The 13,690-nt window shown below is 68.3% G+C and carries 12 protein-coding genes; 9 read left to right on the plus strand and 3 right to left on the minus strand.

The window, feature by feature from the left end; translation table 11 throughout:
• Positions 1-218: 218 nt before the first annotated feature.
• The 5 genes from C5B85_RS08485 to aqpZ all read left to right on the plus strand — a co-directional run bounded on the left by C5B85_RS08485 (position 219) and on the right by aqpZ (position 5,814).
• Positions 219-1,088 (plus strand): ABC transporter permease, encoded by an 870-nt coding sequence (locus C5B85_RS08485; RefSeq protein ID WP_104285597.1) that lies wholly within the window; start codon positions 219-221, stop codon positions 1,086-1,088.
• A gap of 121 nt (positions 1,089-1,209) precedes the next feature.
• Positions 1,210-2,259 (plus strand): ABC transporter substrate-binding protein, encoded by a 1,050-nt coding sequence (locus C5B85_RS08490; protein WP_104285598.1) that lies wholly within the window; start codon positions 1,210-1,212, stop codon positions 2,257-2,259.
• A 24-nt stretch (positions 2,260-2,283) separates the two neighbouring features.
• Positions 2,284-3,063 carry an ABC transporter ATP-binding protein gene (locus C5B85_RS08495; RefSeq protein WP_104285599.1) on the plus strand — a complete coding sequence of 260 codons (780 nt, stop codon included), beginning with the start codon at positions 2,284-2,286 and terminating at the stop codon, positions 3,061-3,063.
• A 67-nt stretch (positions 3,064-3,130) separates the two neighbouring features.
• Positions 3,131-4,783 carry a M24 family metallopeptidase gene (locus C5B85_RS08500; protein WP_104285600.1) on the plus strand — a complete coding sequence of 551 codons (1,653 nt, stop codon included), beginning with the start codon at positions 3,131-3,133 and terminating at the stop codon, positions 4,781-4,783.
• A 266-nt stretch (positions 4,784-5,049) separates the two neighbouring features.
• Positions 5,050-5,814: an aquaporin Z gene (gene aqpZ / locus C5B85_RS08505; protein WP_104285601.1), complete on the plus strand. Its 765-nt coding sequence runs from the start codon at positions 5,050-5,052 to the stop codon at positions 5,812-5,814.
• 112 nt (positions 5,815-5,926) lie between these two features.
• Here the strand turns inward: aqpZ and C5B85_RS08510 are convergent, their stop codons facing one another.
• The 3 genes from C5B85_RS08510 to C5B85_RS08520 are packed head-to-tail and all read right to left on the minus strand — an operon-like array spanning position 5,927 to position 9,157.
• Positions 5,927-7,261 (minus strand): glucose-6-phosphate dehydrogenase, encoded by a 1,335-nt coding sequence (locus C5B85_RS08510; RefSeq protein ID WP_181064347.1) that lies wholly within the window; start codon positions 7,259-7,261, stop codon positions 5,927-5,929.
• On the minus strand, positions 7,179-8,420 hold the full coding sequence (locus C5B85_RS08515) for a DUF4166 domain-containing protein (RefSeq protein ID WP_104285603.1): 1,242 nt from the start codon (positions 8,418-8,420) through the stop codon (positions 7,179-7,181). The genes C5B85_RS08510 and C5B85_RS08515 overlap by 83 nt, the downstream gene beginning before the upstream one ends.
• The gene (locus tag C5B85_RS08520) at positions 8,417-9,157 is read right to left on the minus strand and encodes a TetR/AcrR family transcriptional regulator (RefSeq protein ID WP_104285604.1); all 741 of its coding nucleotides are present in this window, start codon (positions 9,155-9,157) and stop codon (positions 8,417-8,419) included. The genes C5B85_RS08515 and C5B85_RS08520 overlap by 4 nt, the downstream gene beginning before the upstream one ends.
• A gap of 26 nt (positions 9,158-9,183) precedes the next feature.
• Here C5B85_RS08520 and C5B85_RS08525 point away from each other — a divergent pair, with 26 nt between their 5' ends.
• The 4 genes from C5B85_RS08525 to C5B85_RS08540 are packed head-to-tail and all read left to right on the plus strand — an operon-like array spanning position 9,184 to position 13,676.
• Positions 9,184-10,245, plus strand: a complete 1,062-nt coding sequence (locus C5B85_RS08525; protein WP_104285605.1) for an epimerase — start codon at positions 9,184-9,186, stop codon at positions 10,243-10,245.
• A gap of 43 nt (positions 10,246-10,288) precedes the next feature.
• Positions 10,289-11,272: a WcbI family polysaccharide biosynthesis putative acetyltransferase gene (locus tag C5B85_RS08530; RefSeq protein WP_104285606.1), complete on the plus strand. Its 984-nt coding sequence runs from the start codon at positions 10,289-10,291 to the stop codon at positions 11,270-11,272.
• Positions 11,269-12,246, plus strand: a complete 978-nt coding sequence (locus tag C5B85_RS08535; protein WP_104285607.1) for a hypothetical protein — start codon at positions 11,269-11,271, stop codon at positions 12,244-12,246. The genes C5B85_RS08530 and C5B85_RS08535 overlap by 4 nt, the downstream gene beginning before the upstream one ends.
• Before the next feature lie 38 nt (positions 12,247-12,284).
• The gene (locus C5B85_RS08540; RefSeq protein ID WP_219819377.1) at positions 12,285-13,676 is read left to right on the plus strand and encodes a glycosyltransferase family 2 protein; all 1,392 of its coding nucleotides are present in this window, start codon (positions 12,285-12,287) and stop codon (positions 13,674-13,676) included.
• The last annotated feature ends 14 nt before the right edge of the window (positions 13,677-13,690 follow it).

Below are 13,690 nucleotides of genomic sequence, written 5' to 3' on the forward strand. Positions count from 1 at the left end.
CAGTCAATACCTTGCCTGCATGACGTAGAGCTCCGAGGGCGAATGTAAATCGATACCCTTACGGCAAGATTCCATGCCCAGTGGGTGTTAGACAGGCATCGACGACGGCTCCAATACTGAGTCAACACATCAGGCACCTCACCGGCGAGGTCAGCCGATCACATGCCACGCAGGAAGTCCCCCTTCCCCAATCGCACCGCAATCGAATTGGAGCAGCCATGAACCAGGCCGTCAAAGACTGGAACCAGGCGCCGAGCACCGCCGCCATCGCGGCAGCGGGCCCACAGCCACCGCGCGACACGTCTTCACCTCGCGCCACACGACGTCGACTTCCCGTCGGCGTCAGCAACGCTCTCAAGGCGGTCGTCGGGCTCCTGGGAGTGCTCGCGATCTGGGAAGTCGTCGTCCTCGTCTTCCAGCTGCCGTCTTACCTCCTCGTCGGCCCGCTGTCGGCCTTCGCCGAATTGGCGGCCCGCCCCGAGTACTTCCTCTCGAACGCCTTCATTACGCTTCAGGAGGCCCTCGCCGGCTTCGCTCTCGGCACCGCACTCGGCGTCGTGTGCGGCGCGATCCTCTACTACATCCCCGCGATGAGGCATTTCCTCTACCCCACGCTCATCGCCATCGACACGATCCCCAAGGTCGCGCTCGCGCCGCTCTTCATCGTCTGGTTCGGCTTCGGCTTCGAGTCGAAGGCCTTCGTCGCGATGGCGATCGCCTTCTTCCCGCTTGTCATCAACACCTTCGACGGCTTGGCTTCAGTGCCCCACGAACTCAAGGAGCTCGCCCACATCAACAAGGCGAGCAAATGGATGCAGGCCACCAAGATCGAGTTCATCTACGCACTGCCCTCGATCTTCACCGGCGCGAAGATCTCGATCTCGCTCGCAGTTGGTGGCGCCGTCGTCGGCGAGTTCATCGCGGGCTCCGCAGGCCTCGGCTACGTCATCCTCCTGGCGAACAGCCAAGTGGACCTGGCCTCGATGTTCGCGGCCTTCATGGTGCTCGCCGCCATCTCGCTTGTCCTCTTCTACCTCATCAATCTGCTCTCCGTGAAGCTGCTGCCGTGGCGCAGCAACCTCAAGTAACCGCTCCCCCGTCACAGACTCCCCTCTCCCACCCATCCACAACTCGCCAAGCAGGCACGGCAGGCACGACACCGCCGTCGCACACTCCCATGCCGCAAGGCAGAAACGATTTGAGGCCATCATGACCACCACACGCACTCGGCGCACACTCCTCGCAGGCGCCGCCCTCGCATCCACCGCACTCGTCCTGAGCGGATGCTCGGGGGCCGGCGCATCAACCGGCCAGGACGTCACCCTGATGCTCGACGTGGCCGCGCTCCCCAAGCACGCCCCCTTCTACGCCGCAGTGTCTGAAGGATTCTTCGAGGAGGCGGGGATCGACCTCGAGATCATGGCCGGTTCCGGGTCGGGAAACACCGTCACCTCGGTCGACACTGGACGCGTCGACTTCGGCTGGGCCGACTACGGCGTCACGATCCTGAACCAGGGCGAGGGCGCCAAGGTCAAGCAGGTGAACCTGGTCCAGGGCCAGAGCGCCTACGCGACCATCGCTCTCCCCGACAGTGGCATCGAGGACTGGGACGACCTCAAGGGCAAGACTGTCGCGACAGAAGCCGCCGGAGCCCCCGCCAAGATGTGGCCAGCCGTCGTCGAGGCCGCGGGCCTCAGCGAAGGCGATGTCGAGATCGTGGCCGCCACCGGCGAGTCCAAGATCCCCGGCCTCCTCGCCAAGCAGTGGGACGCCAACATCTCGCTCTTCGTCTCAGACCAGCCGGTGCTCATCGGCCAGGGCATCGACCCCGTGGTCCTCAAGTGGGCCGACGTGGGCGTCAGCTACTACGGCAACGGCATCGTCGCCTCCGACGAGACACTCGCGAACGACCCCGAGCTCGTGACGAGCTTCAACACCGCCCTCTCCCGCGGTCTCATCTGGTCATGCCAGAACCCGTCGCTCGCTGCGGCCGACTTCATGGAGCAGGTCCCCGGCTTCGAGCAGGCCACCGTGGAAGCCGCCATCGAAGCCCAGTGCAGCGTCACCTGGACCCCTGAAAACGAGGAACTCGGCTTCGGATCCATGAGCGACGAGGGCGTGCAGAAGTTCATCGATCTGGCTGGCACCTACCTCGGTCTCGCCGACCCCGACTCGCTGAGCCCAGCTGACGTCTACACGAACGAGTTCATCACCCCGATCGCCGTCGACGAGGTCATCACCTCGCCGCGCGCCGAGTAACCCGACCGGAATCTGGAGAAGACCATGACGCAAGCACCAGTCATCAGTGTCAAGAACGTCGGCATGACCTACGAGTCCCGCGACGGAGTCAGCAACACCGTCCTCAAGGGCTGCGAGTTCGATGTCGCCCCCGGCGAATTCGTCTCGATCGTCGGACAGTCGGGCGGCGGCAAGACGACGCTCCTGAAGATCATCTCCGGCCTCGTCTCCAACACCGAAGGCGAAGTCCTCGTCCGCGGGAAGGACGTCAGCGACGCGCTCCGCGACATCGCCATGGTGTTCCAGAGCCCGGTGCTCCTCCCCTGGCGGAACAACCTCGACAACGTCATGCTGCCTATGGAGTTCCGCAAGAAGGCGACCAAAGAGGCCAAGGCTCATGCGCTCGAGCTCCTCGAGCTTGTTGGCCTCGGAGACAAGGCGAAGAAGTACTCCTCGGAGCTTAGCGGTGGCATGCAGCAGCGCGTGGCCATCTGCCGCGCACTTGTCTCCCACCCCGAGATCCTGCTCATGGACGAACCGTTCGGCGCACTGGATGCGATGACCCGCGACAGCATGAACATCGAGTTGCAGCGGATCTGGCAGGAGACGAAGCGCAGCGTGCTCTTCGTGACGCACAGCATCCCGGAAGCCGTCTGGCTGGGTGACCGAGTTGTTGTCGTAGGCGACCGGCCCGGCCGGATCATCGCCGACATCCGCATCGATCTCCCGCGGCCGCGCACCAAGGAGCACCGCTACTCCGAGGCGTTTGCCGAGTACGTCTCCGAGGTCGAATCCCTCATCGGCGTCTCCGGCGCCATCAGCTGACCTTCGCACCACTTCAGACCCAACTCCCCCGAAAGGGCCCCAACTTCCCCCGAAAGGAAGGACTCCCATGCTCCGTATCCTGAGCAACGCAAAGACTGTTGAAGAGCGCTACGGCTTCCGCCCCCAGGACAGCCTCCTCTTCAGCGCCATCCGGCTCGACTCCCACCCGTTTGTCACGCCCCTCATCGTGGAGGGAGGCGAGAAGGACATCCTGCTCGTTCGCCAGCAGGAGCAGGGCAACGTGCTCTCCGCCGGTGTCCCTGCCGAGAGCATCCGCTTCTACGAACCGTGGGTGACGATCGACGCGCGCATCGTCGAGGATTGGCCGGCCTCGCCGTCGCTCCCCGCACTCGTGAAGGAGCTCTCGGGCGATGACGGCATTGAGCTCGATTCCAACGCCCCGTACGTGCACTACCTCGCCCTCACCGGCGAAGTCGCCGTGACCGTCACGCCCTCGACGGCGCCCGCCGTCACCGTCTACGAAGTAGACCAGGACCTCGTGAAGACCCGGTTCGCGCAGTGGCGCGCGCAGGGCGTCGCCGTCGCCACCAGACTCATCGCCGACGTGCCCCACCTCGCAGGGCTCGAAGCCGACCTGGGGGCCGACGCCGACAGCCGATTCGACGGACTCACCGGCCTCGGTGAGGAGCTCGGGGTCACCGCCGCGCTCCTCTCTTCCCCACCCAACTTCAGCGAATCCACCGGCACCCGTGCCCAGTCCAGCGAGATCGCACTCTGGCTCGCCGAAGGCAATCGTGTCCTGGTGATCGCGGAAGCCTCCAACCGCGGAGTCGCGGGCACGCCACTCGGCAGCTTCGACTCGGCGGCCGACGCCATCCACCACTTCGCTGGCGCCGCGCATCTGGCCTTCGAAGAGCAGTGGGAGACGACGGCGCTCGCGCTCGCGCTCACGGAACGAGGGATCACCCTCACCTCGGCGTCTCGCCCCCTCGGATCCTGGCGCGATGTGCGCGACCACGAAGACCTCGCCTTCCACGTCATCGCCGCACGCGCGAGCGTCACGGCGATCGAGGCGGCCGTCGCCTGGGCTCACGAGCAGCTCGACGCAGGAATCGACACCAACGAGCGCGAAATGTACGCCGTGTACCTGGGCGCGCTGGACGCCTTCCGACGCGACAACGGTATCCCCTTCGCCATCGAGCCGTACTTCACGAACCTGCACTCCTCGAGCCGAATGCTCTTCCCTGGGCCTCCCGTCGACTTCCCCCTCAACTCCGAGACGAAGTGCATCCAGCTCGACGCCGGGGTCAAGATCACGATCGACGGCGTGACCGTCGCCACGTCCGACATGGCTCGCTCCGTGCTTCGTAGCGAAGAGGGCAAGGAGGCGTACGAGATTCTCACGAAGGCGGTCCGTGAGGGCATCATCGCGACCCTGCGGCCAGGAGTCATCTGCGAGGACGTCCACGCCAGCACGCTCGACTACCTTGAGGCGGTCCTGCCGCGCATGATCGAGATCGGGCTGCTCGGCCCCGAGGTCGATTTCAACACCGAGTACCGGAAGCGCAACGTCGGCCACCTCATGGGCAAGCAGGAATCGTTTGCCAATGAGCTCCGCCCCGGCTACACGCACGAGCTCGCCGTCGGCTCGTACGGCGCCGCCGAGATCCCGTGGCGCTACGGAGAGCACGCGATCGGCACCGAGGACCTCTGGTTCATCGGCAGCGAGCGCACCTACAACCTCACACTCGCTGACTAGATCCTGGCAATGACGGCATCGCCGGGTTCCCTTGCCTCACGGCAACGGGGACCCGGCGAATGTCGTTTCGAGGCGCCGACGACACGCGACGAAACGAACTGCACCGAAACAACCACTCGGTCGGTTTCGTCGTACACTTCAGAGTCGATTCAGGGGGACCGATCCCCCAGGCGAGCCCTGGGTCGTGGGACGAGCATCCTCGTTCCCGAAGTCACAGCGCGACGAGAATTCGCATTTCCCGTACGCCCACCCTCCTAGGAGCATTCATGACCACCGATGTTGCAATCGCCGACGTCGCGATCGAATCCGATCCGTCGACGACGAGCCGTCTCGCCGCCGAGTTCTTCGGCACCTTCCTCCTCGTGTTCGGCGTCATCAGCGCCGCCATCTTCGCCGCAGCCAACGGCGTCGCCGACACCGGCATCGGCTGGGTCGGCGTCTCGCTCGCGGTCGGCATCACCGTGATCGCCGGCGCGTACGCCGTCGGCCACATCTCCGGCGGCCACTTCAACCCCGCCGTCACGATCGGAGCGGCCGCGGCCGGCCGCTTCGCGTGGAAGGACGTGCCGCTGTACGTCGTCGCTCAGATCCTCGGCGGCATCCTCGCCACGACCTTCGTCTTCCTCATCGCCTCCAACGGCCCAGACGGCTTCCTCGCGGCGGCTCAGGAGGGCGGCTTCGCATCGAACGGATACGGCGAGGCGTCTCCCGGCGGCTTCGGACTCGTCGCGGTCATCGTGACGGAGATCGTCGCAACCGCGCTCTTCCTCTACGTCATCCTCGGCGTCACCGACCGTCGCGCGCCGAGCGGCTTCGCTCCCCTCGCGATCGGCCTCGCGCTCACGCTCTTCCACCTCATGACGATCCCCGTGTCGAACGCGTCGCTCAACCCGGCCCGTTCCATCGCGACGGCCGTCTTCGGCGGCTCGGTACCGCTCTCGCAGGTGTGGGTCTTCATACTCGCCCCCATCGTCGGAGCGCTCATCGCGGGCTTCACCTACAAGTCGCTCTTCGAGGGCCTGCGCAAGTAGCAGCACCAGCACCGTGCGGTCTCGAGCGGGGCGGCAACAGCAGCAGCTGTTGCCGCCCCGTCCGCTTCCGGTCGAACGCGGGCGGGGTAGGCGAGACATTGCCAGACACGAACTAGACCTCGGACCCCCGCGTTCCCGCCGCGTATTCGTCAAGGCCCTTCGTGTCGCCCTTCGTGTCCTGCTCCCACGCGTCGAGCACCGGCGTCACGATGCGCCAGAGCTCCTCGGCGACGTCACCGCGCACCGACAGGAGCGTGTTGCCGGCCAGCATTCCGGCGATGACCCTCGCGTACGGGTCTGCGCTGTTGTCACCCGCGGGGGCACGGAGCTGGATGCGCGTCGGCGGCGTCCCATCGTCGCCCGGCGTCAGGATCATCTCCTGTCGAGCACCGCCGATGCCCTTCGCGGAACGCAACACAAACGGCACGTCACGCCACCTCGGAGTGTCCACCCGTAGCGTTATCTCCGCGAGCGTCTCCGTGTTCCGGGCGACGTCCACGTCCTCCTCGTCGACGTAGGCCGGGAGCCGTTTGCCTCCGACCTCACCGGCCGTGTACCGGGCCCGGCGAGCCGAGACCGGGCTGTCGTCCCACACCTTGACGGCCCGCAGCACCTCGGCCACCGCATCGCCGACGGCCCCGGCGTGCTCACCGGGGTGCTCCATCGCCGCGAGCGCGAGGATGAGCAGGAGGTGGCTCTGCAGCATGTCCCGGAGCGCGCCGGTCTCGTCGTAGAAGGCGCCGCGCCCCTCGATGCCCAGCTCCTCTTCGAAGATGATCTCGACGCGACCTGGACCGGCGTGCGGTCCCGGACCGGCACCACCATGCTCGCCGGCAGCGTGCGGGCGGACGACGCCACTCTGCTCGATGAGTTCGCGCGACCGGATCAGCTCCACAGCGGTCGGCGTTCCCAGGAAGTGGTCGATCCGCCAGAGACGCTCCTCAGGAATCACCTCGGCAAGGGCCCTGTTGAGTTCCCGCGCGTCAGCCTCGTTCTCGCCGAATGGCTTCTCGATGGCGATCCTCAGGTCATCGGGGAGCTCCAGCTCGGCAAGAGCGGCCGCCACTTTGCGGCCCATCGCGGGCGGCAGGGCGATGTAGAGCAGGGGCGAGCTCGGGCACTCCTCGAGGAGCTCGCGCAGCTCGTCGGCCGAAGATGCATCGGTCTGCACGAACTCGGACCTCGACACGAGGCCGTCGATCGTCGCCTGTGAGACGCCAGCGCCCTCGAGGCTCCGTTCGACGACACCCCGCCATTCGTCCCGCGACTGCGCCGTGCGGGCCGCGCCGATGACGTGCACTTCGACCTCCGGGCTCGCGTCGACGACGCGCGCGATCCCTGGGAGCAGGAAGCGCTCGGTCAGATCACCACCCGCGCCGAGAATGGCGATCGTCCGCGCGACTCGGCCGTCGATGGCGACCTCTGGAATATTGACAGTCGTGCGCATAGGACCTCCCGGTGGTAGCTGGCGTCGTGCTGGCTGGTTTCGTGCTGGCTGGCTTCGTGGTGGCTTGCTCAGTGGTGGCTGGCGTCGTGCTGGCTGGCTTCGTGGTGGCTTGCTCATCCGGCGCGAGACTACGCGCCCACGCCCGGGAATCGGCCGGTCGCTGCTGCTCGGACGGCCTCGGACGGCCTCGAACGGCCTCGAACGGCGACGAGCGAGGCACGATGGCGTAGTCGAACTCGCCGACGTAGCGGAACACGTCTCCGAGCAGGGGCGCCCGCAGCCGAACGTCCACGCACTGGCGGCCATCGCCGTCGGGATGCGCGCGCTCGTCGAGCGTCATCGTCACGATGCGCGGCAGCGGCACACGAAGCGTGCCGAGCCCGGGTGCGACCGCCCTCCCCCGCGCCCGTGCGGCGCTCCGCGCTGCCGGCACTCGCATCCGCACGGTCGGCACGCGCATCCGTACGGCCGGCACTCGCATCCGCACGGTCGGCACGCGCATCCGGAGCGCCAACCGCGTTGACCGCATCCGCAAGCCTCCATCGTGCACGGTGAGTTCAAGCTCGACCTCCAGCCCCCGACGACGGCCGAGCGCGTCGACGAGGCGCACGGATCCGTCCGCGCCACGCACGACCCGCATGGTGTCCTCCATGACCCGCGTGACCCGCTGGAAGGTGAACTCGCGCCGAGCCGAGAGCGCGCCGGCACCCGCAGGCGTGTTGACCACCGCGAACGGCACGTCGCGCCCGCGTTCCGGAAAGAGGATGCGACGCCATGCGAGCCAGGCGAACACCGGCCGCAGCGCTCGGTGTCGGGACCCGGCCCACGAGTACACGCCGTGACCCCGGCCCTCGTAACCGGGTGGGAGTGCGCCGAAGTACCGACGCAGCTGCGGATGAAGCCGGGCGATGTCCTCGCCGAGAACCCGTTCGTAGACCGAGAGTTCCAGCAAATCACCGCGATTGGTGTCGCGAATCAGGCCCGGCTCACCCGTCCTGCCAGCCTCACCCATCAGGCCCGACTCACCCGTCCTGCCAGCCTCACCCATCAGGCCCGACTCGCTCGTCAGGCCCGGCTCACCCGTCAGGCCCGGCTCACCCGTCAGGCCCGGCTCGCTCGTCAGGCCCAGCTCACCCGTCAGGCCAGCCTCACGCTTCATGCCCGGATGGACCCGGCGAGCGCCAGGAGCTCCCGCAGCGGTGCGCGCACGACGGGGATCCGTGTGAGCGGAAGTGTCATGCGCAGCAGGTTGAGGGCGCGGTCGAGGATGCCCCGTGTGCGAGTCTGGCCGGGCGTCGGATCGTAGACCCACAGGAGCGCCAGCAGCAGGTGGCTCAGCACGAGCACCTGCGGGAGGCCCGCCCTGAACTCGTCAGGCAGCGGCGACTTCGCGCCCTCAACGGCGCGTTCGAAGAGCCCCCGGATCACCGCGAGCGCCGGCGCCGATTCCTCGGAGAGTGGGTTGATGGGCGAGCGGGGCGACACGGAGGCTGCGAGGAATTCCGGGGCGTGCGGGTGGTACGGCTCGAGCTGCTCGAGCCCCGTGCGGTAGACGATGGCGAGGCGGTCGACGAGGTCGCGTTCCCCTTCCAGCTGCGGCTCGGCGGTGTCAGCATGCGCCTCCTGCACGTCGAGGTACAGCTCCTGGACGAGGTGGTTCTTCGTCGCGAAGTGGTAGTTCGTGGTGCCGACCGATACCCCGGCTTCCTCGGCGATGCGACGGAGCGTCGTCGCTTCGTACCCGCGCTCGCGGAAGGAACGGAGCGCGACGTCGCGGATGAGGGCCCTGGTGCGCTCACGTTTCGTGGGCCACGCTGACGGCTCGCCAGCCCGGCCATCCGGCCTTTCTGACTCGACCGACTCTTCGCGACCAGCACCAGATTCAAAACTGAACATGTTCAGAAAGTACTACACTCGACCCCATGGAGCACCAGAGCCACGCCAAGCAGGGCGACGCTACAGCGGACCACGCCGAGCGGAGCCACTCCGGACAGGACCACGGCCAGTCGGGAAGGGCCCGCGTTGTCATCGCCGGAGCGAGTGGGTTCTTGGGTCGTGCGCTCGTCGCCGCCTTCGAGGGCGACGGCTGGGAGGTTGTCCGCGTCGGGCGCCGAGAGTCGGTGCGCTGGGGCGATCGCGACGCGATCGAGCGGGCCGTCGACGGCGCCGACGTGCTCATCAACCTGGCAGGCAAGTCCGTCAACTGCCGCTACAACAACGCCAACCGGAACGAGATCCTGCGCTCCCGCGTCGAGACGACCGCCGAGCTCGGGAGAGCCGTTGCAGCTGTGTCCGCCCCTCCCCGGGTCTGGTTCAACGCATCCACCGCCACCATCTACCGCCACGCGACCGACCGCCCGAACACTGAAGCCGAAGGTGAACTCGGCAAGGGCTTCTCCGTCGACGTCGCCCGCAGCTGGGAGCGCGTCTTCTTCGAGGGCGAGCTGCCAGGCACCCGACGCGTCGCGCTCCGCATGGCGATCGTGCTCGGCGACGGGCCCGCCGCCAGCACGCTGTTCACCCTCGCCCGCTTGGGACTCGGCGGGCCGAACATCGACGGCTGGGCACCGAACCACCGCCGATACCGGGGCATCGGCCTCACGCCCAGTGGCGACGGCAGTGCTCCGCAGTACCGAACGCGGGGGCGGCAGAAGTTCAGCTGGGTGCACGTCGACGACGTCGTCGGGTCCGTTCGGTTCCTCCTCGAGCGCGACGACCTCGACGGGGTCGTCAACGTCAGCAGCCCGAACCCGAGCGACAACCGCACGCTCATGGCGGGCATCCGCCGGGTTGTGCGCGCCCCCTTCGGAATCCCCTCCTGGCGGTGGATGCTCGAGCCCGCCATGGCCGTCCTGCGCACCGAGCCGGAGCTCATCCTGAAGAGCCGATGGGTCATGCCAGAGCGACTGACGGATGCCGGCTACCACTTCGAGCACCCGGAACTCAACCCCGTGCTGCGGCTGGTGGCAAGGGAGTTAGGCTGAGCCGCCCCACTCCCCTCGGCAGGTTCGGAGACCTCTCCCCTCGATGACGCACGCCACCGCACGCCTCGCGCACTTCGCGGAGTTCTTCGCATCCAGCGGCGACCCTGAGACCAACACTCGCGCCGACGCCACCACCGACGGCGACGCCACCACCGCAGCCACCGCCGTCATCAGCCCGGATGCCGACGACCGGCCCATCGGTCTCGCAATCGGCAACTGCCAGGCCGAGTCGCTCCGCCTGGCCCTCGGCGACGATGTCCGTTTCGTGCGCACACCGCCGGTGCACGAGCTCGAAGCCAGCGACCTCCCCCACCTCGAGTCCTGGCTCTCACGGGCGAGCTTCCTCGTCTCCCAGCCGATCCGTGACGACTACCACGGGCTGCCCGTCGGCACGAGACAGCTCACCGCGCAGTTGCGAGCAGGGGCGCGAACGGTGCTCTTCCCCGTCATCCGCTTCGCGGGGCTCTACCCGTTCCAGGCGATCGTCCGCCCACCCTCCGACACCTCACTGGTGCCGCCACTTGTCCCGTACCACGACCTCCGGACGCTGGCAGAGGCCGCCGGTGCCGACCCGCTGCCCGGCAGCGCGTCGCCCGCCGCGGTCCTGGCGGTCGCCGCCGAGTCGGTCTCGCAGCTGCGGACTCGAGAAGACCACCACGGCACGGTGTCCGTCTCGGACCTGTTCGCCCACCCCTCGTTCGCGCAGGCCCGCACCATCAACCACCCAGGGAACCCGATCTGGCTCGAGACGGCGCGCCGGGTTCGAGACGGGCTCGGCCTGCCGGAGATGGAGCTCTCCCTGGAGCGCGAGATCTTGAACTCCATCCACGCCCCGCGTGAGCAGTCGGTCATCGATGCCTGGGGGCTCCCCGACAAGGCAACCGCCTCGTGGACGGTCAACGGCCAATCCATCGACACCGAGCGCATCCGGGCCGCGCACCTCGACTGGTACGCGAAGCATCCGGACGCCGTCGCGGCGGGCCTCGCCAGACACGGCGCGACCATGCACACACTGAGGGCGATATGAGCGCCGCTCCCCTGCTGCTGCACCGAGACGACGAGACCCACGGCGTCGACCAGTACGCGCGAGCGGTTGCGACGGCCGTCGCAAAGCTCGACGTCGAAGTCACCTACCGCAGCGCGCACGGGCTCGACTCCTCGCAGCTCGCCCACGTGCACTTCACCGACCGACTCTGGGGCAGCAGCCCGGAGCGAGCCGCGGAGCGCTTCGAGCGCCTCGCCGCGCGAGGTCCGGTGAGCGTCACGCTGCACGACGTTCCGCAGTCCTCCGACGGCAGTCGCGGCTTCCCGCGCCGCACCGAGTGCTACCGGCGGGTCGTGCAAGCCGCCGCTGGCACCGTCTGCAACAGCGCGCACGAGCAGCGCCTGCTCGAGGTCGCCCTCGGCCGTCACGTCGCGGTGCACGTCGTGCCGCTGCCCGCGCAGCCCCCGCAGCCGCGGGCCGCCGACTGGCGCCCGAGCGACGAGGTCGCCGTGCTCGGCTTCTACTACCCGGGCAAGGGGCACCTGGAAGTCGTCGAGGCCGTCGCGGCGCTGCCCGTCGAGAGCAGGCCGCGCGTCGTGGCGCTGGGGTGCGCCTCGTCAGGCCACGAGCAGGAGCTGCTCGACCTCGGGCGGCACGCGGCGCAGCTCGGTGTCGATTTCACGAGCACGGGCTTCCTGTCGACTGCGGAGCGCCTTGCTCGCAGTCGGGCCGTCGCCGTGCCGATCATCGCCCACCAGCATGTCTCGGCCTCGGGTTCGCTCACCGACTGGCTCTCGGCCGGGCGCAGGCCATTGACGGTCGACTCCGACTACTTCCGTGAGATGGATGCCATCCGTCCCGAGACGATGCACCTCGTGCGCCCGGGACACCTCGCCGAGGAGCTGCAGGCGGCGCTCATGCATCCGGAATCGACCTGGCTCGACGAAGCCACGTCGACCTCCCCGAGCCTCGAAGAGATCGCGCGGGCCTACCTCAGCTGGTGGGCCGAGCTGTGACGCGGGACGCGGCGAGTCCACCGCCGTTCGGCCGCTCCGTGCCAGGAAACCGCTGGGACCTCGTGGATTCACGCGAGGCCACGGAATCAGCATCCGCCCGGTCCGTGTCCGTCATCGTCGCCCACTTCGAGCAGCAGACGGAGTTGGATCGCACCCTCGCCGCCCTCGCGCGGCAGACGCACCCGGCGCACCTGCTCGAGGTCATCGTCGTCGACGACGGCTCACGCGAGCCGCCGGTCGTCCCCTCCGGCGTCCGGCTGCTCGTGCAGGAGAACCTCGGCTTCCGGGCCGGGGCGGCGCGCAACCTCGGCGCACGAAACGCGACGGGCGAGATCCTCTGCTTCCTCGACGCCGACACGTCGCCGGAGCCCGAGTACGTGACCCGGATGGCGGCACTCCCGTCGGTGCTGCCCGAGGCGGTCGTCGCGGGTCACCGCAAGCACGCTGACTTCGCGGGGGTGGATGCGCAGGCGCCGGTCGAGGTGGCGGGTCCCGCACGTGAGCTGCCCGAGCCGGCCTGGCTTGCCGCCGCCTACCGGGACTCTGGGAACCTGTTGGAGGCCGACAACCGCTCGTACCGGTTTGTCATCGGCGCCGTGTTCTCGTGCACGCGCTGGTTCTTCGCCGAGACCGCGGGCTTCGACGAGGACTTCCTCGGCTACGGCGGCGAGGACTGGGAGTGGTCGCACCGAGCGTGGCTGGCTGGCGCAGTGCTGGCCCACGAGCCGTCGGCCGTCGCCTGGCACGACGGGCCAGACTGGGCGGGTCGGAGCGCCGAGGACACGAACCGACAAGAGCAGAAGAACCGCGAGACGCTCATGCTCGCGCAGAAGATCGGCGTCGACGGTTCACGCCCGCTGGCGCTCCGCACGGCGGCCACCGACGTCGTCGTCGTCCTCCATTCCGCGCCGAGCGCGGGCGCGGCCTTCGTGTGCGTCGACACCCTGTTGGCCCAGCTCCCCCACGCGACCGTGGTGGTCCCGGCCGAGGTGCATCCGGTCTTCGGCCCGGACCAACGTGTGGTCCCGGCCACCGGACAGCTTCCGCGGGGACGGGTCCGCATCGATCTGAGCGCGGCCGTGCACTTCGGCGAGACTGGGCAGGCTATGGCCGAGTCCGAGTCCGAGTCCGAGCCCGAGCCCAAGCCCAAGCCCAAGTCCGAGCCCGAGCCCGAGTCCGAGTCCGAGCCGTCGGGGATAGGAGAATCTGCACTGCAGTGCGCGGTCGCGCAGGTCGGCGTCTCGGACCTCGGCACGGTGCGCCTGGGCCCCCACGTCGTCGTGAGCTCCGAACGTGCGTTGCGCCGCGCAGAACGTTGGGGGCCGAAGGCAGGCTGGCGGACCGCCCAGGGCTCCGATGGCTCGATCACCGTCATCCCTGGCGACGTCAGCGTCGCGGCTCACCTCGGCGGCTGGCTGGCGCTCGGCTGACTCCCGCCGTGATG

The sequence above is a fragment of the Pseudoclavibacter sp. AY1F1 genome, assembly GCF_002931075.1.
In the GTDB taxonomy this organism is placed as follows: Bacteria; Actinomycetota; Actinomycetes; order Actinomycetales; family Microbacteriaceae; genus Pseudoclavibacter.